At 68.7% G+C, this 801-nt stretch carries 1 pseudogene; it reads right to left on the bottom strand.

What is annotated here, in order from left to right:
- Positions 1–706, bottom strand: a pseudogene (locus FMEAI12_RS29785) (integrase); the annotation flags it as partial.
- Positions 707–801 lie beyond the last annotated feature (95 nt).

Below are 801 nucleotides of genomic sequence, written 5' to 3'. Positions count from 1 at the left end.
GCCACCGGCTGCCACGTTCGTCGAGGTCCATCAGTAGGTTCCGTGCCTGCTGGGTGACCCAGGCTGCGGTCGGGTGCTTCGTGGTCCCGAGAACATGGACGTGGCGGGTGGCGTGTTCGACGACGAAGAACACGTAGATCCGTTGCAGGAACACGGTGTCCACGGTGAAGAAGTCGCAGGCCAGCAGGCTGGAGGCCTGGGCGGACAGGAAGGTGCGCCAGGAGGTGTCGGCCCGGCGGGGTGCGGGGTCGATGCCGGCGCGGTGCGGGATCCGCCAGACGGTGGCGACTCCGACCGGGTAGCCCAGCCCGGCGAGTTCTCCCTGGATCCGGCGGTGGCCCCCGGTCGGATTCTCCTGCGCGAGGCGCAGGACCAGCTCGCGGATCTCCCGGCGGATCAGTGGCCGTCCGGGCGGCTTCCGTGGGTAGGTTCATTTTCGTGCGAGGAGGTCACGGTGCCACCGCAGCACGGTGGCTGGGGTGACGAAAACGAACCCCACCGAGCCCGGGGCAGCAGCCGGGACAGGGCTGCGAGGATCACCCGATCCGCCGGTTCCAGGACCGGGCCGGTTCACCTGCCGGCGCAGCACCGCCACCTGATGTCGCAGGACAAGGAGCTCCGCCTCCTTCGAGGTGTCCCCACGCATCCGGAGCAGCATCAGCCCGAGAGTGTTCCGTGTCAGGGCGTAGAGCAGCGACCACACCATGACCACCCAGCCTGCCCGACACGGACCCCGGCCCGTAGGTAAACGCGCAGGTCACCGCCCAAATCGGGGTTCTGAAGCCCCACAGGGTCCATTTC

The sequence above is a fragment of the Parafrankia sp. Ea1.12 genome (assembly GCF_900465275.1).
Taxonomy (GTDB): Bacteria; Actinomycetota; Actinomycetes; order Frankiales; family Frankiaceae; genus Parafrankia; species Parafrankia soli.
The sequence above is the reverse complement of the archived record's forward strand: the minus strand, read 5'-3'. Positions and strand labels throughout refer to the sequence as shown.